Below are 24,707 nucleotides of genomic sequence, written 5' to 3' on the forward strand. Positions count from 1 at the left end.
CTCAATACGCGGCTCCCATACTGCCTTCGTTCCCAGACCGGAGGCCCCATGCCCCAACGCGATACCGCCTTTCTCTCCGTGCAGAATCTCGTGAAGCGATTCGGCAGCCACACGGCGCTGGCCGACGTTTCGCTGGATATCCGCGCCGGAGAATTGGTGTGCCTGTTGGGGCCGTCGGGGTGCGGCAAGACGACGCTGCTGCGCGCGATCGCCGGCCTGGAGCGCCAGGACAGCGGAACCATCGTGCTGTCCGGTCGTGATATTTCGCATGCCGAGCCGCAGGCGCGCGACTACGGCATCCTGTTCCAGTCCTATGCGCTGTTTCCGAACCTGACCGTGGCCCAGAACGTGGCCTATGGCCTGAGCGGCAAGCGCGCCCATCGCAACCACGTCGCCAGCCGCGTCGAGGAAATGCTGACGCTGGTCGGCCTGGCCGGCGCGGCGCAGAAGTATCCCGGCCAGATTTCGGGCGGCCAGCAACAGCGCGTGGCGCTGGCGCGCGCGCTGGCCCCGTCTCCGTCGCTGCTGTTGCTGGACGAACCCATGTCGGCGCTGGATGCGCGGGTGCGCGAACACCTGCGAATCGAACTGCGCGCGCTGCAAAAGCGCCTGTCCATCACCACGCTGATGGTGACGCATGACCAGGAAGAGGCCATGGTGATGGCCGACCGCATCGCCGTGATGAATGGCGGGGTGATCGAGCAGTACGGCACGCCGCGCGAACTCTACCGCCAGCCGGGATCGGCCTTCATCGCCGACTTCGTGGGCGAAGCCAACTGGCTGCCGTTCGAACGCATCGATACGCATCGCGCCCGGGTGGGGCGGCAGGAGCTGGCGGTTGACGCGGCGCTGGAGGCCCGCTCGGGCAAACTCTTCGTGCGGCCCGAAGCCGTGCGCGTCAGCATGGCCAAGCCCGAAGAGCCCAACGCCATGCTGGCCGACGTGCTGGACGGCGTGTTCCTGGGGCGCAGCTACCGCCTTGCCCTGCGCCTGGAAGGCGTGCCTGGCGCCACCGTGCATTCCATCGTGTCCCCCGAAACCGGAGATGCCCTCTTGGGCCCTCACGCTGCCAGCCGTTGCTGGGTGGAGCTGCCGCGCCATGCGATACGCGCCTACGCTTGATCCGGCCATGAACGATTCGCGCGCCGTGGGTCAGACCGTGCCCCATTCCCCGGCTCCCGCCGCCTTCGCCCCGCTGCCCGCCTTGGGGCGCCGCCCGCTGCCCGCCTGGATCGGCGCGCTGGGCCTGGCGCTGGGGCAGGGCGGTCTGGCGCTCGGCCTGCTCGTTTTCCTGGCGCTGCCCCTGGCGGCGATCCTCGTCAAATCGGTGACGGACGCCGATGGCGGCTGGGCCGGCCTGTCTGTCATCGCGGGCATCATCGGCGCCGATGGTTTCCTGGACATGGTGGGGCGCAGCCTTGCCGTGGGAATCGTGACGACGTTGCTGGTCGTGCCTTGCGCCTACGGCTTTGCCTATGGCCTCACGCGCACCCGCCTGCCGGGCAAGGGCATCCTGCGCACGATCGCGCTGTTGCCGCTGCTTGCGCCGTCGCTGCTGCCCGGCATCGCGCTGGTCTATCTGCTGGGCAACCAGGGACTGCTCAAGGGCCTGACTGGCGGCGCCACGATCTATGGCTTCTGGGGCATCGTGGTGGGCGAGGCGTTCTACACGTTTCCGCATGCGCTCATGATCCTGCTGACGGGCCTGGCGCTGGCCGACGGCCGCCTCTATGACGCGGCGCGCGCCATGGGCGCGGGCACGTGGCGCACCTTCATGACGGTCACGCTGCCCGGCACGCGTTACGCGGGGTTCTCGGCGTGCTGCGTGGTGTTCACACTGACCGTCACGGACTTTGGCGTGCCCAAGGTGGTGGGCGGCGACTACAACGTGCTTGCCATGGAGGCCTACAAGGCGGTGGTCGGGCAGCAAAATTTCCCCAAGGGCGCGGCCATCGGCATCCTGTTGCTGCTGCCGGCGCTGCTGACCTTCGTGCTGGATCGCCGGCTGCGGGCCCGCCAGGGCGCCCAGATGAGCGGCCGCGCGCAGCCTTACGCGGCCGGCGTGAACGGCCGCCGCGACGCGGCATTCCTGGCCCTGTCCGGCGTGATGGCTGCCTTTCTGCTGCTCATCATCGGTGTGGCGGTGTGGGCGTCGTTCGTGAAGATGTGGCCGTACAACCTGTCGATGTCGCTGCGTTCTTACGACTTCGACAACATGGACGGCGGCGGCTGGCTCGCCTGGCGCAACAGCCTGCAGCTCGCGTTCTTCACGGCGCTCGCGGGCACCGTGGTGGTCTTTGTGGGCGCGTGGATGATGGAGAAGGTGCCAGCGCGCGGCGCGATGGCGCGCGGCCTGCGCGGCATGGCCGGCATGTTGGCGCTGATGCCGATGGCGGTGCCGGGGCTGGTGCTGGGCCTGGGCTACATCTTCTTTTTCAATAGCCTGGCAAACCCCCTGAACGTGCTGTACGGGACGATGCCGCTGCTGGTGCTGTGCACGGTCGTGCACTTCTACACCAGCGCCCACCTGACAGCCGCCACGGCGCTCAATGCGCTCGACCCGGAGTTCGAGGCCGCCTCCGCGTCGCTGAAGGTGCCGCGCCTGACGACCTTCCTGCGCGTGACGCTGCCGATGTGCCTGCCCGCGGCGCTGGATGTTGCCCGCTACCTTTTCGTATCCGCCATGACGACGGTGTCGGCCGTGGTGTTTCTCTACAGCCCGTCGACGGTGCTGGCCGCCGTGGCCGTGCTTAACATGGACGACGCCGGCTTCATCGGTCCGGCCGCCGCCATGTGCACGGTCATCATGGCCAGCTCCGCCGTTGCCGCCCTGGTCTTGCACCTGGCCAGCCGTGCCCTGGTGGCGCGCACGCAGGCCTGGCGGCGCCCGGCGACCCGTTGACCGGCCAATTTTTCAGGATGACTTCCATGACAGTTCAACCCTTGGCCGTCCGCCTCGAGGCGGTGATCTTCGACTGGGCCGGCACGCTGGTCGACTTCGGCTCCTTTGCGCCCACCAAGGTGTTCGTGGACGCGTTCGCGCAGTTCGGCATGGACGTGTCGCTGAAGGAGGCGCGCGGCCCGATGGGCATGGGCAAGTGGGACCACATCCGTACGCTGTGCGACCAGCCGGCCATCGCCGCCCAGTATCAGGCCCGCTTCGGCCGCGTGCCCAGCGACGACGACGTCACCGCCATCTACGAGCGCTTCCTGCCGATGCAGCTGGAGAAGGTGGCGCAGTATTCGGCCGCCATTCCCGGCGCGGCCGACGTGATGCGCGCCTTGCGCGGGCGCGGCCTGAAGATCGGGTCGTGCTCCGGCTATCCCGCCAGTGTGATGCGCCGCGTCGTCGAGCGCGCGGCCGCCGATAACCTGACGCCCGATTGCATCGTCGCCAGCGACGAGGTCCCGCGCGCGCGTCCGGCGCCCGCGATGGCCTTGAAGAACGTGGTCGAGCTGGGCCTGTCCGACGTGGCCGCGTGCATCAAGGTCGACGACACCGCGCCGGGCATCGAAGAAGGCCGCCGCGCCGGCATGTGGACCGTCGGCCTCTTGCTGTCGGGCAACGCCGCGGGCCTGACGCTGGACGAATACCTTGGCCTTGCCGGCCCCGCCCGTGACGCAGCACGCGCCGCCGCGCGCGCGGAGCTGGTACCGGCCGGCCCGCATTACGTGATCGACACGGTGGCTGATCTGCCGGCCGTGGTCGACGACATCGAAGCCCGTCTGGCGCGAGGCGAACGCCCCTGATCTAAACCCTTCCGCCCGGCGTCCCGGGCCACCCCTAAACCTTTGACTCACCGCGATCCGCAGCCGGCAGCCGCCGGCCGCGGGGACCTCGTTCATCCTGTTTTTCGCTCACGCACGGAGTTGTTCATGAATCGCTACAAGCTGCTTGCACTGGCCGCCGCCCTGACGGGCGTGATGGGCGCCGCCTCGGCCGAGACCACGCTGACCGTCTACACGGCGCTGGAAGCCGACCAGATCAAGGCCTACCAGGCCGCCTTCGAAAAGGCCAATCCCGACATCAAGATCCAGTGGGTGCGCGACTCCACCGGCATCATCGCCGCCAAGCTGCTGGCCGAGAAGAACAACCCCAAGGCCGACGTGATCTGGGGCCTGGCCGGCACGGCGCTGGGCCTGATGGACAAGGAAGGCATGCTGCAGCCCTACGCCCCCAAGGGCCTGGACCAGATCGCCGCCAACATGCGCGACGCCAAGGCCGAACCCGCCTGGGTCGGCATGGACGGCTACGCCGCCGCCATCTGCTTCAACACGATCGAAGCCGATAAGCAGAAGCTGCCCAAGCCCACGTCGTGGCAGGACCTGACCAAGCCGGTGTATGCCGGCAAGATCGTCATGCCCAACCCGGCCTCGTCCGGCACGGGCTTTCTGGACGTGAGCGCCTGGCTGCAGATGTTTGGCGAAGAAAAGGGCTGGGCTTACATGGACGCCCTGCACAAGAACATCGGCTCGTACACGCACTCGGGTTCCAAGCCGTGCAACATGGCCGCCGCCGGAGAATTCCCGATCGGCATTTCGTTCGACTACCGCGCGGCCAAGCTGAAGGCTGATGGGGCGCCGGTCGAAGCCGTGTTCCCCTCGGAAGGCCTGGGCTGGGAAGTGGAGGCCACCGCCATCATGAAGGGCACCAAGAACCTGGAAGCCGCCCGCAAGCTGGCTGACTTCTCGGCCAGCCGCGAGGCCAATGAGCTGTACAAGGCCAACTTCGCGGTGCTGGCGATTCCGTCGATCGCCACGGCCAACCCGAACCTGCCCGCCGACCTGACCGCGCGCATGATCAAGAACGACTTCACGTGGGCCGCCACGAATCGCGACCGCATCATCGCCGAGTGGACCCGCCGCTACGACGGCAAGTCCGAGCCCAAGAAGAAGTAAGGCGGCGTCCCGGCGATGAAGACTTACGACGTAATCGTGGTGGGCGCGGGCATGCTCGGCATCGCGCATGCCTGGGCGGCCGCCAAGCGCGGCCTGTCCGTGGCCGTCATCGAGCGCAGCCGCCAGGCCCACGGCGCCACCATCCGCAACTTCGGACAGGTCATCGTGACGGGGCAGGCGCCTGGCACGATGCTGTCGCACGCGCAGCAGTCGCGCGAGCTGTGGCTCGACCTGGCGGACAAGGCGGGCTTTCATGTGCGCGCCAACGGGGCGCTGGTGCTGGCCCGCAACGGCGACGAGGCCGACGTGCTGCAGGAGTTCGCGGACACGCGCCTGCGGCAGGAAGGGTATCGCGCGGATCTGCTTTCCGCGCGTGAGGTGACCGGCCTTTATGGCGGCCGGCTCGCGCATCACTGCCTGGCGCTGCGCGGCCACGACGATCTGCAGATCTATTCGCGCGAGGCGCTGCCGGCCATCACGCACTACCTGCAGTCTTCGTTGGGCGTGGACTTCATCACCGGAACGCTCGCGCGCGCCGTGGAAAAGGGCGAAGTCAGCACGTCGGCGGGCGACTTCACGGGCACGCACGTGTTCGTGTGCCCGGGCCACGACTACCTGACCCTGCTGCCGGAACTGTTCGCGCCGCTGGATCTGGAGGTCACGCGCCTGCAGATGCTGCGTGCGGTGTTCGACACGCATCCCATCGCGCTGGACCGGCCGCTGCTGACCGGGCTGTCGTGCGTGCATTACGGCGCGTTCTCGGACCTGCCCACGGCGCAGGCGCTGCGCGGCGTGATCCAGGCGCGCACGCCCATGCTGCTGGAAAACGGCATCCACCTGCTGATCAGCCCCACGCCCTACGGCGAACTGATCATCGGCGATTCGCATCGCTATGGGCAGGACGCGCTGCCGTTCAATGACGAGGCCGTCGACAACGCGATGCTGGACCTTGCGTCGCAGGCATTGGGCGCGCGGCTGCGCGTGGTGGAGCGCTGGCAGGGCGTCTACGGCGCGCACGGGCCGGCGCCGTTCTCGGTCATGCCGGTGGATCCGGCGACCACGGTGGCCGTCATGCACTCCGGCGTCGGCATGACGGTGGGGCTGGCGATCGGCGAAAGGACGATCGCTGGTGTCATCGGACGCTGACGCACGCTGACGCGTCCAGACGAAAAAAGGGCCTCGCGAATCGGAACCGATGTCGCGAGGCCCTTTGTCTTGCAAGCCGGGGCAGGGGAACTACACCGCTTGCATGATGCGGCGGTACCACTCATGAAAGTGCTGCATGCCGTCTTCCATGGGTGACTGGTAGGGACCGGTCTCGTTCACGCCGCGCAGCATCAATGCCTTGCGGCCAGCGTCCATGCGTTCGGCGATTTCGTCGTCCTCGATGGCCGTTTCCATGTAGGCCGCACGCTGCGCCTCGACGAATTCGCGCTCGAAGGCGGCGATTTCCTCGGGGTAGTAGAACTCGACCACGTTCACCGTTTCCTGCGGGCCCTTCGGGTACAGCGTGGACAGCACCAGCACGTGCGGATAGAGCTCGATCATGTGCGTCGGGAAGTACGTGACCCACACGGCGCCGAAGTCGGGGGCGTCGCCTTCGCGGAACGACAGCAGGCGGTCGTGCCACTGCTTGTAGACGTCCGAGCCGGGTTGCGCCAGCGCATTGTGCACGCCCACCTTCTGCAGGCTGTACCAGTCGTTGAACTCCCAGGTCAGGTCGTCGCATGTGACGAAACGCCCCAGTCCGGGATGGAACGGGCCGACGTGGTAGTCCTCGAGGTAGACCTCGATGAAGGTCTTCCAGTTGTAGTTGCACTGATGCACTTCAACGTGGTCCAGCACGTAGTCGCCGAAGTCGAATTCGGGACGCGCAAACAGCGGCGCCATGTCGGCGGCCGGATCGCGCGGGCCTTCGAAGAGCAGCCCGTGGCAATCGCGCAGGCGGAACTTCTGCAGGTTCATGCAGGGCGTGGTCTCGAACTGCGGCGCGCCCAACAACTCACCCTGGTTGTTGTACGTCCAGCGATGCAGCGGGCAGACAATATTGCCGCCCGTGGCCTTCAGGTTGCCGTGCGTGTTGCAGTTGCCGGCCACGTTGCCGGCCTGGCCGCCAAGCATCAGTGCCTGACGGTGGCGGCAGACATTTGAGATGAGTTCGACGCCGTGCTGGTTGCGAACCAGCGAGCGCCCTCCGTTTTCCTGGACCAACGTACGCCAATCCCCGATTTCGGGCACCAATTTCTGGTGGCCGACATAAAGCGAGGATTGCTTGAAAATGAGTTCTTGCTCGCGGGCAAAGAGGGCTTCGTCAAAATATGCGCTGACGGGTAGCTGGGTGCGAGCTGGCACGACATGTGCCATCCGACCGATGTCGGTCATGATTCCCTCCGCTCGGATAAAAAAGCCAGGACGGTTTGAGCCTTGCCAGGTGCTTTTGTTCAAGTCCAGGATCCCGGCGGCGGTTCCGGCGGGTCTTGTTCGTGAATTCGAGCCTGGTTGAATCCGTTCTGGCGCGAAGAAAAATCGGTGTCTGGCCGATCAAGTAAGCCGTGAATTGTACCCCAAGGGCCTGTGCGACGCCCGGGGCAATCCCCCCGGCTTATCGAGGCAATCTGCGGGTGGCGTTGACCCGGCGCAAAGCGCGATTAACCCCTTAATCCGTAGGTCTTTCAGACGAGGCGGCGCGTGGCCGGATGACGGCGCAGCAGCCAGCTGCTGGCGGCTGACAACGCAAACACCATCATCGTCAGCAAGGGCACTGCCCACACATCGCGGTCCCCGCCGGAAAAGGCGCCCGCGCGGCGCGCGACATCCAGGAAGACTGGATGGATGAGATAGACGCCAAAGGTCAGCGGGGCCAGCGCGGCAAGCCTGGGCAGCCGCGGCGAGGACACGATCCATTGGAACGCGGCCAGCGACATGAACGGGACCGTCAGGCTGAAGTAGTCGTAAAAGTAGGTGTCCAGCACGTGGCCGTTGGACATGATCGTCACGCCCATCGCCGTCGCGGCCACGGTGGCGGCAAGCATCAGGCCCGGGCGCGGCACGCGCATCTCGCCGTCAAAGATCAGGCGGCCGGCGACGAAGTAGCCCAGATAGGGCAGGAACCACGTCAGGAAAAAACCATGCGGCGCGCCCAGCGCGCGGCGATACAGGGCGTCAAGGATTGCCACCCCCAGGATGCCCACGACCCACAACGCGCGCGCCTTCGGCGTGCTGCGCGCATACAGCACCCGCACCAGCGGCGCGAACAGGTACAGGCCGACGATCATGTACAGGTACCACAGGTGGTAGTAGGGCTCGCCCTGCGCGACCTTGCGCGGCCAGAACGAAAAGTCCACGCGTCCGTCGTCCCACCAATCCAGGCCGGTGCGCCACGCCAGGTAGAAGAGCGTCCAGAACAGCAGCGGCGCGCAGATCCGCGCCATGCGTTTGCTGTAGAAGCGCCGCGCATCGTGCGGCTTGTCGGGATCGAGCAGCAGGGCGCCACTCACCATCACGAAGACGGGCACGCACCAGCGCGCGGCCGAGTCATACAGGTTGGCAGCCAGCCATGCGCCGCGGCCGTGCGCGGCGGGATCGCTGACGATGAGTGCCGCGCTGTGCAGCAGAACGACGGCCAGCGCAGCCAGCCATCGGGCTGAGTCAAGGCGGGCGTATCGGTCTTCGGAGTGAGGCATCGGGCTCCCGGATGGTTCGGCTTCTTCTCGCCTTACCTTATCAGCGGCGCCACGCCGATTTCTGTATCCAGGGGTTAACCCGCGCGTAAAAAACCGACAGGGCCGGGAGGGCGCTGTCGGGGGGAAGGGGCCTGCCCGCAGCTGAGCCGCGGGCAGGCCGATCGCGGGCCGGCGGTCCGCGAACGTTTTGTCACGAAACCGGCGGGTCGAGGCTTACTGCAGGACGATGTTGGCCTGCTTGATGAGCTGCGACACGATGGGCTGCTCGGTCTTGATCTGCTTGTCCAGTTCGGCGGCGGTGCCCGAACGCGGGTCGATGCCCATGTCCAGCAGGCGCTTTTTCACGGCTTCGTCCTGCAGCGTTTCGGTCAGTGCGGCCTGCAGGCGTTCGACCACGGGGGCCGGCGTGCCCTTGGGTGCAACGAAGCTGAACCAGGCGGTCATGTCGAACGACGGGTAGCCCTGTTCAGCCAGCGTGCCCAGGTTGGGCTGCGTCGCCAGGCGTTTGGGGCTGGTGATCGCGAAGACCTTGACCTTGCCGGCGTCGGCCTGCGGCATGCCGGTGGCCACCATGTCGAAGAACAGGTCCACATCGCCGCTGATCAGGGCGGGCAGGGCCTGCGTGGCGCCCTTGAACGGCACGTGCAGGATGTCGATGCCAGCGCGTTCCTTGAACAGTTCACCGGCCAGGTGCGACGAGGTGCCCGGACCGAACGTGGCGAACGTCAGCTTGCCCGGATTCTGCTTGGCGTAGGCCACCACGTCCTGGGTGTTGTTGAACGGGCGCTTCGGCGTGGACAGCAGGACCAGCGGGCCGACGCCGACCATGCCGATCTTGGCGAAGCTGTCCGGGTCGTAGGGCAGTTCCTTATAGAGATAGCGGTTGGTCACCAGCGTGGAGTTCGTGGCCATCAGGATGGTGTAGCCGTCCGGCGCTTCGCGCGAGACGTAGGCGGCGCCGATGGACGTGCCCGCGCCAGCCTTGTTCTCCACGATCATCGACTGGCCCAGGTTCTTGGCCATCCGCTCGGCCAGCACGCGCGTCAGCACGTCGGTGGCGCCGCCGGCCGGGAAGGGCGAAATCACCTTGATCGGCCGCGCCGGATACGTATCGGCCTGCGCGCCCAGCGCGGCAGCGCTGAGCATCAGGGTGGCGAGCAGTTTGAAGCTGTTGCGAATCATGTTTTCCCCTTGAAATCGCGTGGTCAGAGTGGATCGACGGGCCTGGCTTGGCTGACTTGATACGCACGCCGGGTGCGAACATCGGGCCGCTTGCCAGGTCTCCTTGGATGCTCTAAATTCCGTCATATGGAATTTAATTTTGTCATTCGAAATAAACTATAAAAACGAAGCGTATAGAAATGCAATCATTTTCTGGCGGCAAGCGCGCCGCCCTCCCGCCGTCCAAGCCGGACCAGAAGCTTGAATTGAGCCTGCCCGCGCGCCGCAAGCGCGCCGCCGGCTCGGGAGAAGGCGCCCATTCGCCCGACTTCATCACGGCGCTGGCGCGGGGCCTGGACGTGCTGCGGTGCTTCCGGCACGGCGTGGCCGCGCTGGGCAACCTGGACCTGGCGCGCCTGACCGGCTTGCCCAAGCCCACCATCAGCCGCATCACCTACACGCTCACTGAACTGGGTTATCTGCGCTACCACCCCGACACCGGCAAGTACTCGCCTGGCTATGGTGTGCTGGCGCTGGGATTCGGCCTGCTTGCGGGACTCGAGGTGCGTGAGCTTGCCAAGGCTTCGATGACCGACCTGGCGCGCGAGACCGGTGGCGCCGTGGCCCTGGGCGCCTTCGACGGCGATGCCATGACCTACGTCGAAGCCATCCACGGCTCGTCGGCGCTGTACTTGCGCTTGCCCGTGGGTTACCGCGCCACGTTGGACAGCGCCATGGGGCGCGCCTATCTCGCCAGTCTGCCCGCCGACGAGTGCGACGCCGTCCTCGCGCGTCTGGACCAGGGCGCCCCAGCCGCCGAGACCATTGCGCGGGCGCGCGCCGAAATCGCGCAAACCGGCTGCTGCTTCGCAATCGGCGAATGGCAGTCCGGCATCAACGCCGTCGCCGTGCCGTTCACGTCGATCACGGGCGAGGGCGTCTTCGTCATGAGCTGCGGCGGACCGGCCAGCCTGCTCGAGGCCTCGCTCCTTCGCGACCGCGTGGCCCCGGCGCTTCTGGATGCCGTGGCAGGCCTGGCGGGGGCGCCGGCCTAGCGCGCGGGGCCCTTGCGGGCCGCGCTTGGCTATCTCGTACAATTCACGGATTAATCCACCCCCTAGTGCCCCGGAGGCCCGTTTGGCCAAACCCACTCAAGCTGATCCGCAGAACGACGATCGTCCCTTGCCCCAGGATTTCGAAACGGCGCTGGCCGAACTGGAATCGCTGGTCGCGGCCATGGAAGACGGATCGTTGCCGCTCGAGCAGTCGCTGGCTGCCTACCGGCGCGGTGTGGCGCTCACACGGGTTTGCCAGGAACGACTGGCCCAGGCTGAGCAGCAGGTCAAGGTCCTCGAGGGCGGCCTGCTCCGGCCGCTGGATCCCGCGGCGCTGGACGACGAATAAGAAGCCGATGAAGCAAATTCAACTCGCTTTTCCCGAGTGGTTGCAAGGCCGTGCGCTGCATGTCGAAGACGTGCTCGACGACCTGCTGCCGCCGGCGGACCTGGCGCCTGCCCGTTTGCACGAAGCCATGCGTTACGCCGTGCTTGGCGGCGGCAAGCGCGTGCGGGCCGCTTTGGTCTATGCCGCCGGCCAGGCCTGCCCCGTCAGTGGCAGCGTGCTGGCCATCGAGGCCTCGCTGGACCGTGCGGCGGCCGCCGTCGAACTGATCCACGCCTACTCGCTGATCCATGACGATCTGCCCTGCATGGACGACGACACGCTGCGCCGCGGCCGGCCCACCACGCACGTGCAGTTCGACGAAGCCACCGCCATGCTGGCGGGCGACGCGTTGCAGCCGCTGGCGTTCGAGCTGGTCGCCTCCATGCCGATTGCGCCGGCGCTGATCGTCCAGGCCACCCAGTCGCTGGCGCGCGCCGCCGGCAGCCGTGGCATGGCGGGCGGGCAGGCCATCGATCTGTTCAGCGTCGGCCGCGCGCTGTCGCGCGACGAACTTCAGACGATGCACGGCATGAAGACCGGCGCGATGCTGGCGTGCAGCGTGGCGTTGGGCGGCATCGTGGCGGGCGCCAGCTCGGCCTCGCGCCAGGCGCTGGATGCCTACGCGCAGGCCATGGGCCTGGCGTTCCAGGTGGTCGACGACATTCTGGACGTCACCGCGGACAGCGCCAGCCTGGGCAAGACGCCCGGCAAGGACGCCGCCGAAAACAAGCCCACCTATGTTTCCCTGCTGGGCCTTGACGCAGCGCGGGCCTTCGCCGAGGAACTGCGCGTGACGGCGCTGGCCGCCCTGGCGCCGCTGGGCGACGCCGGCGGGCGACTGGCCCAGCTTGCCGACTTCATCGTTCTTCGAGACCGCTGATCCGAGATCAGCCCGGCCTTCCTGGTAGGCCGGGCCAACGAACCCCATAAAAGCATGACGACAGATTTACTGGACCGCATTCAATCGCCGGCTGACCTCAAGCGCCTGGATCGTCGCGAACTGAAAAAGCTCGCCGACGAACTGCGTGGCTTCGTGCTGGAGTCGGTATCCAAAACGGGCGGTCACCTGTCGTCCAACCTGGGCACCGTCGAACTCACGCTGGCGCTGCATCAGGTGTTCGACACGCCGCATGACCGCATCGTCTGGGACGTCGGCCATCAGTCCTATCCGCACAAGATCCTGACGGGACGCCGGGCCGGCATGGCCAAGCTGCGCCAGCAGGGCGGCATCTCCGGTTTCCCCAAGCGCAGCGAATCCGAGTACGACGCCTTCGGCACCGCGCACTCGTCCACGTCGATCTCGGCGGCACTGGGCATGGCGGTCGCCTCGCGCAATGCGGGCGTGCAGCGCCAGCACATCGCGGTGATCGGCGACGGCGCCATGTCGGCCGGCATGGCGTTCGAGGCCATGAACAACGCGGGCGTCACGCCCGACATCAACCTGCTGGTGATCCTGAACGACAACGACATGTCGATCTCGCCGCCCGTGGGGGCGCTGAACCGGTATCTGGCGCGCCTGATGTCCGGACGCTTTTACGCCACGGCCAAGAATGTGGGCCGGGCAGTGCTGCAGCATGTGCCCCCGGTGCTGGAGCTGGCGCGCCGCTTCGAGGAACACGCCAAGGGCATGGTCACGCCCGCCACGCTGTTCGAGGAATTCGGCTTCAACTACGTCGGCCCCATCGACGGCCACGACCTGGACGCGCTGGTCCCCACGCTGCAGAACCTGAAGGCCCTGGAGGGCCTGCAGTTCCTGCACGTCGTCACGCGCAAGGGCCAGGGCTACAAACTGGCCGAAGCCGACCCGGTGCTTTATCACGGTCCCGGCAAGTTCGATCCGGCCGTCGGCATCCTGCAGTCCAAGGCGCCGGGCAAGCGCACCTTCACGCAGGTGTTCGGCAAGTGGCTGTGCGACACGGCCCAAGAGGACGCGCGTCTGGTGGCCGTCACGCCGGCCATGCGCGAAGGCAGTGGCCTGGTCGAATTCGAACAACGCTTTCCGCAGCGGTATTTCGACGTGGGCATCGCCGAACAGCATGCCGTCACGTTCGCGGCCGGCGTGGCGTGCGAGGGGCAGAAGCCCGTCGTCGCCATCTACTCCACCTTCATGCAGCGCGGCTACGACCAGTTCATCCATGACGTCGCCCTGCAGAACCTGGACGTGACCTTCGCCCTGGATCGCGCCGGCATCGTGGGCGCGGACGGCGCCACGCACGCGGGCAACTACGACATCGCGTTCCTGCGCTGCGTGCCCAACATGGTGGTGGCCACGCCCTCTGACGAAAACGAAACCCGTCTGCTCCTGTCCACCTGTTATCAGTACCCGGGTCCGGCGTCGGTGCGCTATCCGCGCGGCGCGGGCTGCGGCGCGGCGGAAGCCGAAGCCCTGGATACCGTTGAACTGGGCAAGGGCATCGTGCGGCGCGAAGGCAAGAAGATCGCCATCCTGGGTTTTGGCACGCTGGTGCAGGCAGCGCTGGGCGCCGCCGGCAAGCTGGATGCCACCGTGGCCGACATGCGTTTCGTCAAGCCGATCGACCGCGACCTGATCCTGGATCTCGCGAGCCGCCACGACGCGCTCGTCACCGTGGAAGACGCCTGCATCATGGGCGGCGCGGGCAGCGCGGTGCTGGAAGTGCTGAGCGCGGCCGGCGTGCTGATCCCGGTGCTGCAACTGGGCCTGCCGGACGAATTCATCGACCACGGCGAACAATCGGCCCTGCTGGCCGGCCTGGGTCTGGATGCCGCCGGCATCGAACAGTCGATCCGCGCGCGTTACGCCAGCCTGCTGGCCTGAGCCGGCTTCATGCTTGCGGCCGAGGGCGCGCGCCCTCAGCCGCAAGGATGAAACACACTGTTCCGGCCCCTCGGGCATGCGGGCCACAGGGTTACCGCTCCCGATCGCCTGCGGGTGGGCGATAATTAGCCCCTTTCAAGACAACTGGGCGGGTCGCTCCACGGCGCACCGGGCCCGGACAGGTAAGCCGAAATGAATTCTCCGATCGACCCCGCCATCGTGATGCCCGACGTCCAGAGCGCCACGGACACGCGGCATATCCCGATCCAGCGCGTCGGCATCCGCGGCGTGCGTCACCCCATGCTGGTTCAAAGCGGCGACGGCTCGGCGCAAGGCACGGTCGCCAACTGGACGCTGACCGTGGCCCTGCCGCCCGAAGAAAAGGGCACGCACATGTCCCGCTTCGTGGCCCTGCTCGAAAAATACCGCAGCACGCCCATGACGCCGGCGCTGTTCCGCACCATGGCGGCCGACATGCTGCCTCTCTTGCATGCCGAGCGCGGCGACATCACGGCTTCGTTCCCGTACTTCATCAACAAGTCCGCGCCGATCTCAGGCGTGCAGAGTCTGCTCGACTACGAGGTCCAGTGGATCGCGCGCGCACAGGCTGACCGGGTCGAGTTCGAGCTCGTGGTGCAGGTGCCCGTCACCAGCCTGTGCCCGTGTTCCAAGGCCATCTCCGAGTACGGCGCGCACAACCAGCGTTCGCACGTCACGGTCTCGGCCATCCTGAACGAAGACATCTCGATGGACGGCGTGATCCGCCTGATCGAAGACGAAGGCTCCTGCGAACTGTGGGGCCTGCTCAAGCGCCCCGACGAAAAGTTCGTCACCGAGCGCGCCTACGACAACCCCAAGTTCGTCGAAGACCTGGTGCGCGACGTGGCCGCCCGCCTGAACGCCCATCCCGGCATCGCGCGCTATCGCGTCGAAGCCGAGAACTTCGAGTCCATTCACAACCACTCGGCATACGCCGTCGTCGAAGGCTGAGCGCCGATGCGCCATCCGGCGGCCAGCGACTGGCCGCTCATTGCCGGTCTGCAGCAATGGGAAGCGCGGCTGGCCAGCAATCTGGCCAGCCGGGGCCGCCTTGGCGTGGCGCTGTACGAGTTCTTCCGCTTTGGCGTGAAGCAGGCGTGGGCCTGTCTTTTTGGCGGCCTGATGTGCGCGCTGCTGCTGGGCACGCACTGGTGGTATCCCAAGGATGCCGCCCTGGCGCGCTACGACTTCCTGACGCTTGCCGCGCTGGGCATCCAGGCCGCGTTGCTCGCGCTGCGCATGGAAACCTGGAGCGAGGCCCGCGTGATCCTGATGTTCCATGTGGTCGGCACCTGCATGGAAATCTTCAAGACCGCCGCCGGCTCGTGGATCTATCCCGAGGCGAGCGTGCTGCGCATTGGCGGCGTGCCGCTCTTCACGGGTTTCATGTATGCCGCGGTGGGCAGCTATCTTGCCCGTGTGTGGCGCCTCTTCGACTTTCGCTTTCGGGCGCATCCGCCGCTGGCCGCGACGGTGGCGCTGTCGGTGCTGATCTACCTGAATTTCTTCGCGCACCATTACGTCTGGGACTTCCGGTGGGCGCTGTTCGCGATGACGGCCATGCTGTTCGCGCGCACGTGGGTGTATTTCCGGATCTGGCAGGTCTACCGGCGCATGCCGCTCCTCTTGGGCTTCGTGCTGGTGGCGCTGTTCATCTGGTTCGCCGAGAATATCGGCACCTTCGCCAATGCGTGGCGCTATCCCAACCAGTCGCACGTGTGGCAGGTGGTGTCCATCGCCAAGCTGGGCTCGTGGTTCCTGCTGATGATCATCAGCTACGTCATGGTCAGCGCCGTGAACCGGCCGCGGCCCATTGGCCAGGCCGATCTGCCCGCCGCCGACGGGCAGGCGTCTGCCGGTAACGCGTCCCTTATTTCCTGAGCTTTCATCGGCTTGCACGGGATCGCTCAATCGGTGATAATCGAGAGCTTTCTTGCTCGACCGCCCATGGTTTTTGGGTAGCGGGCTGCCCCTTGCGGCGATCGTCGATGATCCTTGATCCACCCATGATGGAAAGCGCGGGTGCAAGACGAACTGCCAGCAAGACATCCTCAAGGAGTTTTACCCATGCGTCACTACGAAGTAGTGTTTATCGTTCACCCCGACCAAAGCGAGCAAGTGCCCGCCATGGTCGAGCGTTACCAAGCACTGGTCACGGGCCAAGGCGGCTCGATCCATCGCCTGGAAGACTGGGGCCGCCGTCAACTGGCCTACCCGATCCAGAAGCTCGTCAAGGCTCACTACGTCTGCCTGAACATCGAGTGCGGCCAAGCCACGCTGGATGAGCTGGAACACTCGTTCCGCTACAACGACGCCGTGCTGCGCCACCTGGTCATCAAGACCAAGAAGGCCCAGACCACCCCGTCGATCATGATGAAGTCGGTCGAGCGCGAAGAAGCCCGCAAGGCTTCGGCGGAAGCTGCCCCGGCTCAGGCCGAGTAAGCACGCTCACGCAGAGCTCATCGCATCAAGTCCCCTCGGTACCAGGCAGGATGAACAAGCTGGAACTCAGCGCACGCGTTCTCGAATGCGAGCCTTTGCGCCACACGCCCGCCGGTCTGCCAGCACTCGAAATGCTGCTGGCGCACGAGTCGGAGGTCATCGAAGCCGGCCACCCGCGCCGTGTCGAACTGACGATCGCCGCCGTGGCACTGGGAGATCTGGCGCTGCTGTTGAAGGACACCGCGTTAGGGTCCGAATTGCTGGTGCAGGGGTTTTTGGCTCCCACCCGCAAGGACTCGGTGAAGATCAAGCTGCATCTGCAGCAGGCACGCAAGATCAAGGCAAGCGCCGGACGCGATCCGCAGGTGGCTTGAAGCGAATGAGACCCAGGGTGCGAGAGCGCCTTCTGAATACGGATAGGTTATGGGGAAGTGGGCAATGACCCAGTCCCCTCAAACATAAAGGCACATATCATGGCTTTCTTCGGAAAACGCAAAGAAAAACGCAAATTCACGCAGCAGAACCCGCTCTTCAAGCGTCGTAAGTTCTGCCGCTTCACCGCAGCCGGCGTCGAAGAGATCGACTACAAGGATCTGGACACCCTGCGCGACTTCGTGCAAGAAAACGGCAAGATCATCCCGGCTCGCCTGACCGGCACCAAGGCAATCTACCAGCGCCAGCTGGACACCGCCATCAAGCGCGCGCGCTTCCTGGCTCTGTTGCCTTACACCGACAACCACAACTAATCCGGGGCACTGAAATGCAAGTTATTCTGCTCGAAAAAGTCGTCAACCTGGGCAACCTGGGTGAAGTCGTGCGCGTGCGTGATGGCTACGCCCGCAACTTCCTGATTCCCCAGAAGAAGGCCCGTCGCGCAACCGACGCCGCCCTGAAGGAATTCGAAGCCCGCCGCGCCGAACTGGAAAAGGCCCAGGCTGAAAAGCTGGCCGCTTCCCAAGCGCTGGGCGAGCGCATGAACGGCTACCAGCTCAAGATCGTTCAGAAGGCCGGCGTCGACGGCCGTCTGTTCGGTTCGGTCACCAACGCCGACATCGCCGAAGGTCTGAAGAAGGCTTCGTTCGAAGCCGTCGAAAAGGCTCAGGTCCGTCTGCCCAATGGTCAGCTCAAGGCCATCGGCGAGTACCCGGTCCAGGTCGCCCTGCACGCCGACGTCGTGGTCGACATCACGGTGCTGGTCGAAGGCGAACTGTCCTGATCCGGCAGTCGCGGTAAAAAGAAGCCGGCCCGCGCGCCGGCTTTTTTTCTTTTCGCGGCAATGGGCCCATTTTCTGCTGAAGGGTGCGTGGCCCCACACCCTCGCTGTACGCTGTCATTCCCGAGGACCTCTTGACTCATCCGCCTGTCCACCACAACGCCCCGCCCGGATTGCGAGCCTGGCTCGACAGCGTGGATGCGTCGCGTGAACCTTCGGTGCGCGATGTGACGATAGATGGCGTGCGCTGCATCATCAAGCGGCGCCGGCCCGGCATCCTGCAGGGCGTGAGCTATGTCCTGCGCTACGTGCGCGCGTTGTTCCTCGCCGTGGGCTGCAAAGTGTTCCTGGGCGAGTTTCCGCGCCCCAGCGTGCTGCTGCGCAATGGCCTGGCCCACGAAGGGCAGCGTCTGGCGCAGTTGCTGCAAGCCGGGGCCCGTGTCCCGGAAGTCTGGTGGCGCGAGCAGAACCTGCTTGTGCTGGAGTTCGTGGGCGAAGACCTGGCCGATCTCATCCGCAACGAAGACTCCACCTCGCGCCTGTGGCTCACGCGCGCCGCCGCGGCCGACCTGGCCGCTTTCCATGTGCGCGGCATGTGGCATGGCGGGGCGCAGATCCGCAACGTGACGTTGCGCGACGGCGAGATCTGGCGCATCGACTTCGAGGAAAACATCGGCGCGACGCTGTCCCGGCCGCTTGCGCAAGCGTATGACCTGTTCCAGATGCTGGCCTCGCTGGTCTCCTTGCGTAAACTCGAAGACGACGACGCCAGGTCGCTGGGCAAGCTGGCGCTGGACGTCTACCTGGAGAGCAATCCGGATCCCGAAGTGCGCATCCGCTTGAAGCGGCTGGCGCGCGTGCTGTGCGGCATCGCCATGCCCCTGCGCCCGGTCCTCGCCCGCTTTCCCTCGCGCGATATCCAAGGGTTTTTCCGCGTCGCGGATATCCTGCAGCCGTTACTATTGAAGCCATGAACACACCCGCCGATTCCCAGCTCGAGTACCTGCGCGTCCCTCCCCATTCCATCGAGGCCGAGCAGTCGGTCCTGGGCGGACTGCTGCTGGACAACGCCGCATGGGACCGCATCGCGGACGTGCTCCTCGAAGAAGACTTCTACCGGCACGACCACCGGCTGATCTGGCACCACATCGCTCGCCTGATCGGTCTGGCGCGCCCGGCCGACGTCATCACCGTGCACGAATCCCTCGTCAGCGCGGGCAAGGCCGAAGAGTCCGGCGGGCTGGCGTACCTGAACGCGCTGGCGCACAACACGCCGTCCGCCGCCAACATCCGCCGCTACGGCGAGATCGTGCGCGAGCGCGCCATGCTGCGCAAGCTGGTGTCCATCGCCGACGAAATCTCTTCGGCCGCCATGAACCCGCAGGGCAAGGAAGCGCGCCAACTGCTGGACGAGGCCGAGTCCAAGGTGTTCAAGATCGCCCAGGAAGGCGCGCGCGGCGCCGCGGGCTTCCAGGAGATCCAGCCGCTCTTGACCCAGGTGGTCGAGCGCATCGACGAGCTCTATCACCGCGAGAGCACGTCCGACGTGACGGGCGTGCCCACGGGCTTTACCGACCTGGACAAGATGACGTCCGGCATGCAGGGCGGGGACCTCATCATCGTGGCGGGACGCCCGTCGATGGGCAAGACCTCGTTCTCCATGAACATCGGCGAACACGTCGCCATCGAAGAGGGCCTGCCTGTGGCGGTGTTCTCCATGGAAATGGGCGCGGTTCAGCTCGCCATGCGTATGCTGGGTTCCGTGGGGCTGCTGGACCAGCACCGCATGCGTACCGGCAAGCTGATCGCCGAAGACTGGCCGCGCGTCACCCACGCCGTGCAGCTCATGCAGGACGCGCAGGTCTACATCGACGAATCGCCCGCGCTCAGCCCGATGGAAGTGCGCGCCCGCGCTCGCCGTCTGGCGCGCCAGTGCGGCCAGCTCGGCCTCATCATCATCGACTACCTGCAGCTCATGTCGGGCAACGGCTCCGGCGAAAACCGTGCCACCGAAGTGTCGGAAATCAGCCGCTCGCTCAAGGGTCTGGCCAAGGAACTGAACTGCCCGCTGATCGCGCTGTCGCAGCTGAACCGAAGCCTGGAGCAGCGCCCCAACAAGCGTCCCGTGATGAGCGACCTGCGTGAATCGGGCGCTATCGAACAGGACGCGGACGTGATCCTGTTCATCTATCGCGACGAAGTCTACAACCCGGATTCGCCGGACAAGGGCACGGCCGAGATCATCATCGGCAAGCAGCGTAACGGTCCCATCGGCACGGTGCGCCTGACGTTCCAGGGCTCCAGCACGCGCTTCCTGAACTTCTCCGGCGCGCAGCCGCGGGACATGTACTGATCCTCTGGCGACAGCTGCCGCCCAATAAAAAAGCCGCGCAGTGTAAGCGCGGCTTTTTTCATTCTGGACAGCGATCAGTGCTGCGCATCCGGCCGCTTGCCGTAGCGGGCCGCCAGCACGCCGCAGACCATCAACTGGATCTGATGGAACAGCATCAGCGGCAGCACCACCGCACCCACGGCGTGGCCGGCGAAAAGCACCTGAGCCATCGGAATGCCGCTGGCCAGGCTCTTTTTCGAGCCGCAAAAGAGCAGCGTGATGCGGTCTTCGATGCTGAATCCAAAAATCCTGCCGGCCAGGGCCGACAGGCCCAGCGCCAGCGCCAGGATCACGCCGCAGCAGACGACCAGGCCAACCAGCGCGGGGATGGGAGTGCTGCTCCACAGGCCTTCGTTGATGGCTTCGGAAAATGCCGTGTAGACCACCAGCAGGATCGAGCCCTGGTCGACGAATTTGAGCATGGCCTTGCGCTTGTGGACCCAGGCGCCGATCCAGCGCCGCGCGAACTGGCCCAGCACGAACGGCAGCAGCAGTTGCAGCATGATCTTGCCGACCGCATCGAACGAGATCGGCGCGCTGCCGGCGTTGGCCACGACCGTGCCAACCAGCAGGGGCGTGAGAAAGATGCCAAGCAGGCTCGACGCCGACGCGCTGCACACGGCGGCCGGGACGTTGCCGCGCGCCATGGACGTGAATGCGATGGCCGATTGCACGGTGGCCGGCAGGCAGCACAGGAACAGGATGCCCAGGTACAGCTCGGGCGTGACCAGCGGCTCGAGCACCGGCTGCAGCGCCAACCCCAGCAGCGGGAACATCAGGAACGTCGCCGAGAAGATGGTCAGGTGCAGCTTCCAGTGCGTCAGGCCCGCGATGATGGCCTCACGGGAAAGGCGCGCCCCGTGCAGGAAGAACAGCAGGCCCACGGCCACGTTGGTGATCCAGCCGAACACGACGACGCCTTGCCCGTGCGCGGGCAGGAAACTGGCGATGATGACGGTGCAGATCAGGTAGAGGGTGAAGCGGTCTGGCAGGAGTCGAACGAGGCGGGACATGGGAAGGGAGGGAAGAACGGAAAGCGGTGGCGCAGGGCGCCGGAAACGGGGCGTATTGTAGACCCGGCGCGCGGCGGGGCCGTGGCGCGGCCGCGCGAATCGTCCGCGCGCTGAGGCAACCGGCGGCTTTTTACGCGCTCAGGGCGTCATCGCGAGCGCGAGGTCGAAGGCCGCGACCAGGGAAGCATGGTCGGCCAGGCCCTTGCCCGCGATGTCGAACGCGGTGCCGTGGTCAACGCTGGTGCGCACGAAGGGCAGTCCGACGGTGACGTTCACGCCATGATCCAGGCCCAGGTACTTGACCGGGATGAGGCCCTGGTCATGGTATTGCGCCACGACGATGTCGAATTCGCCGCGGCGGGCGCGCATGAAAATGGTGTCGCCCGGCCAGGGGCCGCTGGCATCGATGCCTTCGGCGCGGGCGGCAGCGATGGCCGGCTCGATGATGTCGACGTCTTCGCGGCCGAACTTGCCGCCTTCGCCCGCGTGCGGATTCAGTCCCGCGACGGCGACCCGCGGCTGCGCGATTCCCATCTGGCGGCAGGCGTGGTGCGCCAGGCGCATCGCAGTCAGTTCGGATTCCGGGGTGATGCGCGCCATGACATCGGCCAGCGCGACGTGGATCGTCACCAGCAGCACGCGCAGCTCATCATTGGCCAGCATCATCGCGAAATTCTGCGTGCCGGAGCGGTCGGCCAGGATTTCGGTGTGGCCCGGAAAATCGATGCCGGCCTCGTGCATGGACTTCTTGTTCAGCGGCGCGGTGACGATGGCGCGGATGCGTCCGGCGAGCGCATCGTCGATGGCGGCGCAGACGTAATCGTAAGCCGCGCGGCCGGCCAGCGCGCTGACCCGTCCCAACGGCAGGTCCGCCGGCAGGGCGGGGCTGCACGCCACCACCTGGATGCAGCCGGCATCGGGCCGAGCCTGGCCGATGCCGGCGATCTCGACGATGTCCAGGCGGGCGCCAAGCTGCGCGGCCGCCTGGCGCAGCGCACCCGCGTCGCCATACACCACACAGGGCGCGCCCAAGCCCTGCGCGCAGGCCTTGACGACGATTTCGGGACCGATGCCGGCGGCATCGCCCATGGTGATGCCCACGGGCAGAAGAGTATTCACGATGCAGGCAGAGAGAGGGGGAATGCGGAAATGCTACACCCGAAGCCGGACGGCGCCGGGGGCATCTACTGGGCGGCGGGCTTGGGCGGGTCGATCGGCGCGCATTCGAAGGTGACCGTGGCGCGCTTGGAGCCCAGCCCGGTGGCGTGGTTGGACGTCACGCTGGGTTTGACCAGTTTGCGGCCAAGCGACTGGCAGTATTCGTCCGCGCGCTCCAATGTCTTGATCTTGATCTCGACCCAGCTCAGCAGTTGCGTGCCGGAGCTGTAGGTGACGCTGTATTGGTCTTTTTCGAGGGGCTTGACCTCGCTCATGCTGGAACACGCGGTCAACAGGACGAGGAGGGCGGCGGCAGGGGCAAGGCGAGCAAGCATGAAAAATCCAGGATTCGCGACAGGCTCCCATTACACCACCATGTTGCGCCCGCCGGAAAGACAGGCCGGGCAAAGGCCGCCGGTCAGGGCGCGGCGACCGCGCTGCGCCGGTCGACCTTGCGGCTGAGCACGATCGAGGTCTGGGTCTGCTTGACGCCGTCGATGAGCCCGATGCGGTCCAGCAGGGCGTCCAGCTGCTCGTGGGTCTCGCAGCGCAGGAAGATCAGGTAATCGTAGGGGCCGCTGACGGAAGACACCTCTTCGACCTCGGGCATCTTTTCCAGCTCGCGGATCACGGCCGCCGGCGTCTTGGGCAGCACGCTGATGAAGCAGTAGGCCCGCACCGCTGCCTCTTCCAGCAGCCGGCCCAGGCGCACGCCATAGCCCGCGACGATGCGCTCGCGCTCGAGCCGCGCAATGCGCGCCACCACGGTGGTTCGCGCCAGGCCAAGCTTGCGCGCGAGGATGGCGGCCGGTTCGCGCGCATTGGCCTGCAGCAGGCTCAGCAGTTGCCGGTCGATGGCGTCGAGTCGTTCGTTCATGCGGTGGGCGATGGCGTCGGGCGGATGGCGAAGTGGCGACGGTACAGGCGCCGGCCTGCCCGCGTCAATGCGGCGGGGTTAGCCGTCGGACTCGGGCGGAATGCCGCCGTGATAGATGCGACCGTCGAACTCGAAGCGCGTGATCGTTTTCTGGGCTGCGTCGAAGATGCGGTCGCGGCTGGCGTCGTCCAGGCCGTCGTGGTCCGCGAAGCTGAAACGGCACAGGTCGATGTCGCTGTCATAGAACGCGCTGTGCACGAAACGGCTGACATCCGCCTCATGGGCGAAATGCGCGAATTCACGCAGTTGCTCCATTTCGTGGAACGAGCCGTTGCGGCTGACCAGCAGCATGCCGAACTTGCGCTCTTCGTCCGCCATGGGTTCGGGCGGCGGCGGCGCGTCGCCAGCGTGCGGATCCTGGCAATCGAAGTGCGCGCCGGCCTCGCGCATGGCGGCCAGCACGCGCTGCCATTCGGACTCCTGCAGCGTCAGGCGCGCCATCATGTAGAACAGCCGCTGCCGGCCCAGCGTGCGCGGCTCGGCGCCGCCGACATAACTGGGCCAGGGCGTCGATGCGTCCAGCCCGGCCAGCTCGGCCATCTTGCCATCGCTGTAGCCCAGCCTGTCCTGCAGCCGTTGCAGCGACTGGGCGCTGGGCGGGACGTAATTCTGGATCGTTTTCATGAGCGCGCTCCGGTTTTGCCGGGCGTCTGAAGGCAGCGCCGGCGGCGTGCGCCGCGGTGCCCTTGCGGCTACGCTTCATGCTAGCGCCGACCCCCGTGCTTGCCTAGCCGCGGCAGGGGGTACGCCACGTGCGCCCCCCGTCCGACGTGCGCGGGCGCCGTGCTAGGATTTGCGCCAAATTTCATTGCCAGGAGGCTTACACCATGGATATCCAGGAACAGATCGCCGTCGTCGTGCACACCATCTCGCATCAGGGCGGACGCATCGATGCGCTCAATGCCACGCTGCTGTCGGTGCTGCAATTGGTGAAGAGTTCGCCGGGGCTGCGCGAGGCCATCGAGGCGCAGCTCGAACAGAACTATTCCAGCCTGCTTGCGCGCTCGGAGAACCCGCAATACGTCGCGGGTTTCGAAAGCGTGCGCGACATGGTCGTGACGGCCTTGAAGTGATGTGCGCGGCGGCAGTTACCCACAAGTTCTGTGGACAAGCCTTGGGATAGTGCGGGCATAGATGCCCAAATTCCTTTAATTACAACGGCTTGCGCGGAGCGGTCAAAAGCGGCTCCCTGGCGCATGCGCGGTGCGCAGCCGGACGGCCGCCACGACGGGCCAAGCCCGGGTAATATGCGGCCCCATGCGGAATCAGTATTCATTGGAAGGCCGGAGCCACGCCCTCGCGGCGCGCGTTTCGGAAGCGGCAAAGCTGGCGGCGTTCGACCCCGGCAAGCTTTCCCCCGAGGCGAGGGAAAGCTGGGAGCGCATGGGCCACGGCTTCAAGGCGTGGCACGACTTCGACCAGCGCCACCCGATCCTGCGCCGCCTTGCGCGGCTGCCGGTCATCGGCGCCCTGTACCGCAAGGCGCGCCGCCGCCATGTGCAGCGGGCCAGCGGCAAGCTGGTCTTCTGA

Annotated in this window: 27 protein-coding genes; 19 read left to right on the forward strand and 8 right to left on the reverse strand. The window is 66.2% G+C overall.

Annotation, left to right across the window (positions count from 1 at the left end; translation table 11 throughout):
• Positions 1-48 precede the first annotated feature (48 nt).
• From QEP15_RS07065 to QEP15_RS07085, 5 genes are all read left to right on the forward strand, one after another.
• Positions 49-1,122, forward strand: a complete 1,074-nt coding sequence (locus tag QEP15_RS07065; protein WP_217617690.1) for a putative 2-aminoethylphosphonate ABC transporter ATP-binding protein — start codon at positions 49-51, stop codon at positions 1,120-1,122.
• Complete coding sequence (locus QEP15_RS07070) at positions 1,100-2,902, forward strand: putative 2-aminoethylphosphonate ABC transporter permease subunit (RefSeq protein WP_280148598.1); 1,803 nt, start codon at positions 1,100-1,102, stop codon at positions 2,900-2,902. Before QEP15_RS07065 ends, QEP15_RS07070 begins: the two co-directional genes overlap by 23 nt.
• Positions 2,903-2,919: 17 nt before the next feature.
• Positions 2,920-3,750: a phosphonoacetaldehyde hydrolase gene (gene phnX / locus QEP15_RS07075; protein ID WP_280148599.1), complete on the forward strand. Its 831-nt coding sequence runs from the start codon at positions 2,920-2,922 to the stop codon at positions 3,748-3,750.
• 126 nt (positions 3,751-3,876) lie between these two features.
• On the forward strand, positions 3,877-4,899 hold the full coding sequence (locus QEP15_RS07080) for a putative 2-aminoethylphosphonate ABC transporter substrate-binding protein (protein ID WP_152383812.1): 1,023 nt from the start codon (positions 3,877-3,879) through the stop codon (positions 4,897-4,899).
• 15 nt (positions 4,900-4,914) lie between these two features.
• Complete coding sequence (locus QEP15_RS07085) at positions 4,915-6,045, forward strand: TIGR03364 family FAD-dependent oxidoreductase (RefSeq protein ID WP_280148600.1); 1,131 nt, start codon at positions 4,915-4,917, stop codon at positions 6,043-6,045.
• A gap of 90 nt (positions 6,046-6,135) precedes the next feature.
• On the opposite strand, the gene QEP15_RS07090 is transcribed toward QEP15_RS07085, so the two are convergent.
• From QEP15_RS07090 to QEP15_RS07100, 3 genes are all read right to left on the reverse strand, one after another.
• Positions 6,136-7,281, reverse strand: a complete 1,146-nt coding sequence (locus QEP15_RS07090; RefSeq protein WP_056322441.1) for an aromatic ring-hydroxylating oxygenase subunit alpha — start codon at positions 7,279-7,281, stop codon at positions 6,136-6,138.
• Positions 7,282-7,571: 290 nt separating this feature from the next.
• Positions 7,572-8,582: an acyltransferase gene (locus QEP15_RS07095; protein ID WP_056322444.1), complete on the reverse strand. Its 1,011-nt coding sequence runs from the start codon at positions 8,580-8,582 to the stop codon at positions 7,572-7,574.
• Positions 8,583-8,795: 213 nt separating this feature from the next.
• Positions 8,796-9,764, reverse strand: a complete 969-nt coding sequence (locus QEP15_RS07100; RefSeq protein WP_056322447.1) for a Bug family tripartite tricarboxylate transporter substrate binding protein — start codon at positions 9,762-9,764, stop codon at positions 8,796-8,798.
• Positions 9,765-9,943: 179 nt separating this feature from the next.
• Here QEP15_RS07100 and QEP15_RS07105 point away from each other — a divergent pair, with 179 nt between their 5' ends.
• The 12 genes from QEP15_RS07105 to QEP15_RS07160 all read left to right on the forward strand — a co-directional run bounded on the left by QEP15_RS07105 (position 9,944) and on the right by QEP15_RS07160 (position 20,030).
• Entirely contained in the window at positions 9,944-10,798 is an 855-nt protein-coding gene (locus tag QEP15_RS07105; RefSeq protein WP_280148601.1) for an IclR family transcriptional regulator, read from the forward strand.
• 82 nt (positions 10,799-10,880) lie between these two features.
• Positions 10,881-11,147: an exodeoxyribonuclease VII small subunit gene (locus tag QEP15_RS07110; RefSeq protein ID WP_056322452.1), complete on the forward strand. Its 267-nt coding sequence runs from the start codon at positions 10,881-10,883 to the stop codon at positions 11,145-11,147.
• Between the two features lie 7 nt (positions 11,148-11,154).
• Complete coding sequence (locus QEP15_RS07115) at positions 11,155-12,066, forward strand: polyprenyl synthetase family protein (RefSeq protein WP_056322454.1); 912 nt, start codon at positions 11,155-11,157, stop codon at positions 12,064-12,066.
• A 54-nt stretch (positions 12,067-12,120) separates the two neighbouring features.
• Positions 12,121-13,983 (forward strand): 1-deoxy-D-xylulose-5-phosphate synthase, encoded by a 1,863-nt coding sequence (gene dxs, locus QEP15_RS07120; RefSeq protein WP_175156236.1) that lies wholly within the window; start codon positions 12,121-12,123, stop codon positions 13,981-13,983.
• Between the two features lie 192 nt (positions 13,984-14,175).
• On the forward strand, positions 14,176-14,973 hold the full coding sequence (gene folE2 / locus QEP15_RS07125; protein WP_142049988.1) for a GTP cyclohydrolase FolE2: 798 nt from the start codon (positions 14,176-14,178) through the stop codon (positions 14,971-14,973).
• Between the two features lie 6 nt (positions 14,974-14,979).
• Positions 14,980-15,903 carry a DUF817 domain-containing protein gene (locus tag QEP15_RS07130; protein WP_175156235.1) on the forward strand — a complete coding sequence of 308 codons (924 nt, stop codon included), beginning with the start codon at positions 14,980-14,982 and terminating at the stop codon, positions 15,901-15,903.
• Positions 15,904-16,089: 186 nt separating this feature from the next.
• Positions 16,090-16,464 carry a 30S ribosomal protein S6 gene (rpsF, locus tag QEP15_RS07135; protein ID WP_056322467.1) on the forward strand — a complete coding sequence of 125 codons (375 nt, stop codon included), beginning with the start codon at positions 16,090-16,092 and terminating at the stop codon, positions 16,462-16,464.
• A 50-nt stretch (positions 16,465-16,514) separates the two neighbouring features.
• The gene (gene priB, locus QEP15_RS07140) at positions 16,515-16,838 is read left to right on the forward strand and encodes a primosomal replication protein N (protein WP_056322469.1); all 324 of its coding nucleotides are present in this window, start codon (positions 16,515-16,517) and stop codon (positions 16,836-16,838) included.
• A gap of 99 nt (positions 16,839-16,937) precedes the next feature.
• The gene (gene rpsR / locus QEP15_RS07145; RefSeq protein ID WP_006218308.1) at positions 16,938-17,210 is read left to right on the forward strand and encodes a 30S ribosomal protein S18; all 273 of its coding nucleotides are present in this window, start codon (positions 16,938-16,940) and stop codon (positions 17,208-17,210) included.
• Between the two features lie 14 nt (positions 17,211-17,224).
• Positions 17,225-17,680 (forward strand): 50S ribosomal protein L9, encoded by a 456-nt coding sequence (gene rplI / locus QEP15_RS07150; RefSeq protein ID WP_056322471.1) that lies wholly within the window; start codon positions 17,225-17,227, stop codon positions 17,678-17,680.
• Positions 17,681-17,811: 131 nt separating this feature from the next.
• Positions 17,812-18,651 (forward strand): RIO1 family regulatory kinase/ATPase domain-containing protein, encoded by an 840-nt coding sequence (locus QEP15_RS07155; protein ID WP_062838664.1) that lies wholly within the window; start codon positions 17,812-17,814, stop codon positions 18,649-18,651.
• Positions 18,648-20,030, forward strand: coding sequence for a replicative DNA helicase (locus tag QEP15_RS07160; protein WP_056322477.1), 1,383 nt, complete (start codon positions 18,648-18,650; stop codon positions 20,028-20,030). Before QEP15_RS07155 ends, QEP15_RS07160 begins: the two co-directional genes overlap by 4 nt.
• 74 nt (positions 20,031-20,104) lie before the next feature.
• Here QEP15_RS07160 and QEP15_RS07165 read toward each other — a convergent pair whose 3' ends face one another.
• From QEP15_RS07165 to QEP15_RS07185, 5 genes are all read right to left on the reverse strand, one after another.
• Entirely contained in the window at positions 20,105-21,082 is a 978-nt protein-coding gene (locus tag QEP15_RS07165; RefSeq protein ID WP_152383818.1) for a bile acid:sodium symporter family protein, read from the reverse strand.
• A gap of 138 nt (positions 21,083-21,220) precedes the next feature.
• Positions 21,221-22,201, reverse strand: a complete 981-nt coding sequence (gene pdxA, locus QEP15_RS07170; protein ID WP_280148602.1) for a 4-hydroxythreonine-4-phosphate dehydrogenase PdxA — start codon at positions 22,199-22,201, stop codon at positions 21,221-21,223.
• Between the two features lie 65 nt (positions 22,202-22,266).
• Complete coding sequence (locus QEP15_RS07175; RefSeq protein WP_056322482.1) at positions 22,267-22,575, reverse strand: hypothetical protein; 309 nt, start codon at positions 22,573-22,575, stop codon at positions 22,267-22,269.
• An 83-nt stretch (positions 22,576-22,658) separates the two neighbouring features.
• Complete coding sequence (locus QEP15_RS07180) at positions 22,659-23,117, reverse strand: Lrp/AsnC family transcriptional regulator (protein ID WP_056322485.1); 459 nt, start codon at positions 23,115-23,117, stop codon at positions 22,659-22,661.
• A 78-nt stretch (positions 23,118-23,195) separates the two neighbouring features.
• Positions 23,196-23,801 (reverse strand): hypothetical protein, encoded by a 606-nt coding sequence (locus QEP15_RS07185; protein ID WP_056322487.1) that lies wholly within the window; start codon positions 23,799-23,801, stop codon positions 23,196-23,198.
• Positions 23,802-24,004: 203 nt separating this feature from the next.
• Between QEP15_RS07185 and QEP15_RS07190 the strand changes: the two genes are divergently transcribed.
• Positions 24,005-24,250, forward strand: a complete 246-nt coding sequence (locus QEP15_RS07190) for a hypothetical protein (RefSeq protein WP_056322490.1) — start codon at positions 24,005-24,007, stop codon at positions 24,248-24,250.
• A 184-nt stretch (positions 24,251-24,434) separates the two neighbouring features.
• Positions 24,435-24,707, forward strand: a complete 273-nt coding sequence (locus QEP15_RS07195) for a hypothetical protein (protein ID WP_152383820.1) — start codon at positions 24,435-24,437, stop codon at positions 24,705-24,707.

Source organism: Achromobacter mucicolens (genome assembly GCF_029866465.1).
Taxonomy (GTDB): Bacteria; Pseudomonadota; Gammaproteobacteria; order Burkholderiales; family Burkholderiaceae_B; genus Achromobacter; species Achromobacter mucicolens.